Origin of the sequence: Aeromonas sp. ZOR0002 (assembly GCF_963866995.1) — a bacterium.
In the GTDB taxonomy this organism is placed as follows: Bacteria; Pseudomonadota; Gammaproteobacteria; order Enterobacterales; family Aeromonadaceae; genus Aeromonas; species Aeromonas caviae.
In genome coordinates this window covers 1-2328 of record NZ_CAWMFQ010000269.1, presented here as the reverse complement: position 1 = coordinate 2328, position 2328 = coordinate 1, and the positions used below count along the sequence as shown (strand labels likewise).

Below are 2328 nucleotides of genomic sequence, written 5' to 3'. Positions count from 1 at the left end.
AGCAAGCTCGGCAAATCGGGCCAGGGGGCGCTCTCATCGAGAGTCAGGTAGCAGACCCGGTGGCCCGCCTTGGTGAGGGCGGCGGCGAAGGCGCGCATGGCGGCAAAGAAGGCGAGCACCTTCTGGCGATGGTGGCGGCAGTAGTCCGTCTCCTGGCGCAGCTCCGCCATCAGGTAGCAGACAGCGGGATCCGGCGTGCGAAACCAGCTATGACCTGCGTTCAGTTGATCTCCGAGAATGAGGCGCAGCTCCATCAGGGGTGCTCCTTTCGACGACGGCAGCGTTCGCTGCAATAGCGCACTTCCTGCCAGCAGCGGGCCCACTTGCGCCGCCAGGCAAAAAGACGCTGGCAGACGGGACAGATCTTCTCGGGTAGATGGGGTTTGAGGTGCATGTGGCGGCCCTGTTGATGCCCTTGGTTTCTCTCTGCCTCCTTAACGAAGCACCATACGGTCGGGATCACTGGGGGAGCAGAAAGAGGCAGCAGGCGGTGATTGCCACTCATGAAAAAGGCCCCCGCACCTGCCGGTTGGGGGCCCTTGTTCTCGTAGCCGTTACTGGCTGCTGAAGAGCCCGGGCTGGGGAGTGGACTGCGCCGTCAGGGTCATGCGGCCCGAGGTTTCCAGCCAGCTCTTGATCTTTCTGGCATCGGCGACCCGTTCATCCGTGGTGTTGGCGTGAAGCAGCACCATGACCACGGGCTCGTTGTTGACCCGGGTTCCCATGACCAGGCAGCGCCCCGCCTCGCGGATATAACCGGTCTTGGAGACCAGAATGGGCCAGCTTCCTTCCCGTACCAGGCGGTTGGAGTTGAGGTAGTGCAGCTGGCGCTTGCCGTTGCGTACCAGACGCTGCTCGGAGGCGGTGTACTGGCGGATCAGCGGGTAGGTGGATGCGGCAGCAGCCAGTTTGGCGAGATCGTGTGCGGTGGAGACGTTGCGGGGGTTGAGCCCGGTGCTGTCGGCGAAATGGGTGCTCCACATGCCGAGCATGCGGGCCTTGGCATTCATTGCCTCGATAAAGGCTTTGCGGCCACCCGGGTAGTGCCGTCCCAAAGCTGAGGCTGCGCGGTTTTCAGAGGACATCAGGGCGATGTGCAGCATGTCGGCGCGGCTCAGGCGAGAGCCCACCGCGAGGCGCGACCCCGTGCCCTTGAGTCTGTCCACGTCATCCATGGTGACGGTGAGGGTCTCGTTGAGGCGCTGATTGCCATCCAGTACCACCAGCGCTGTCATCAGCTTGGTGATGGAGGCGATGGACATCACCCGGTTGGCGTTGCGCTCTGCCAGTGTCTCGCCGGTTTTCGGGTTGACGACCACGTAGGCATCGGATCTCAGCGGCAGGTTGCTGCGGGGTTCGAGCAGGCTGTTGGTGGAAGAAGAGGTCGCAGAAAACGGGTTGGCATGGGCGCTTTCCATGCTGGCGGGAAGGAGGAAGGCGCCGAGCAGCAAGGGAAGAAAAGGACGAAGGTTCATGATTTGACTCTACTACGACTCACAGGGACATTTGGCTAAGTTATATGACGGTAATTGACGCTTCACAACGTCTGGTGGCCGGATATTTCCATTTTATGGGTTGGCGCACCTTGAAATCCCCCGCATCGGGGCTATTGGGCCCGCAAAAGGGAGTCATAGAGGCCTGTCAGGCCATGCCAGACACGCCACCACGGGGGCGCACTATATGCTGGCGAGGGGCGGGATGACGACTCTTTTTGCACCTTTCGGCGCCTTGGGATGATGAAGGGGTCGTTAATGGCGACCATGGCGATAAAAACGGCGCCCGGCAGGGAAGATGGCCCGCTGCATTATCGCTGTTTTGCCCCGCGTCATCCTCCCATCATCCGCGCGGTCTGAATGGCCTCGATCAGCGCGGTCCGGTTGATACGGGGTCGCTCTTCATCGAGCAGTTGCTGCCACAGCGCAATGGCCTGGCTGTAGCGACCATGCAGGAAGTGATCGGAGGCGAGCAGCATCAGGGCGCTCACCTCGCCTTTGTCCTGCTTGAGGGCGCTATCAAGCAGACGCAGCGCCTCCGGGGTGAGCTGCTGGCCTGCCTGATAGTAGAGAACGGTAGCCTGTGCGGCTTGAGTCGCCGCGCTGGCGCCCCCTTCTTGCAGGGCGAGGCGCTGGTAGGCGAGCAGGGCGTTGTCGTACTCGTCCCGATAGAGATAGAGCTGGCCGAGCGCCGCCCAGCCGTCGAGATCGGTGGGGTTGGCTTGCAGGCGCTGGTGCAGGGCGCCCAGCTCCTTGTCCTGCAGATCCCGCGTGCTCAATCCCGCCAGCGGATCGGGGCGCGACTGATACGCCTGCCACGCCTGATAGCGGCCGG

At 62.6% G+C, this 2328-nt stretch carries 4 protein-coding genes; all 4 read right to left on the bottom strand.

Going from position 1 to position 2328, the window contains the following annotated elements:
• The coding region (locus AACR77_RS14630) for a cryptochrome/photolyase family protein (RefSeq protein ID WP_042882481.1) at positions 1–254 on the bottom strand (254 nt) is incomplete at its 3' end.
• On the bottom strand, positions 254–394 hold the full coding sequence (locus AACR77_RS14625; protein WP_080770115.1) for a DUF2256 domain-containing protein: 141 nt from the start codon (positions 392–394) through the stop codon (positions 254–256). The genes AACR77_RS14625 and AACR77_RS14630, both read right to left, overlap by 1 nt.
• A gap of 160 nt (positions 395–554) precedes the next feature.
• Positions 555–1475 (bottom strand): serine hydrolase, encoded by a 921-nt coding sequence (locus AACR77_RS14620; protein WP_042882480.1) that lies wholly within the window; start codon positions 1473–1475, stop codon positions 555–557.
• A gap of 350 nt (positions 1476–1825) precedes the next feature.
• The coding region (locus tag AACR77_RS14615) for a TPR domain-containing protein (protein WP_042882479.1) at positions 1826–2328 on the bottom strand (503 nt) is incomplete at its 5' end.

Bases quoted from the DNA above. Each gene is read 5' to 3' on its own strand.
- AACR77_RS14625 (WP_080770115.1), bottom strand. From the start codon at position 394: ATGCACCTCAAACCCCATCTACCCGAGAAGATCTGTCCCGTCTGCCAG.
- AACR77_RS14620 (WP_042882480.1), bottom strand. From the start codon at position 1,475: ATGAACCTTCGTCCTTTTCTTCCCTTGCTGCTCGGCGCCTTCCTCCTT.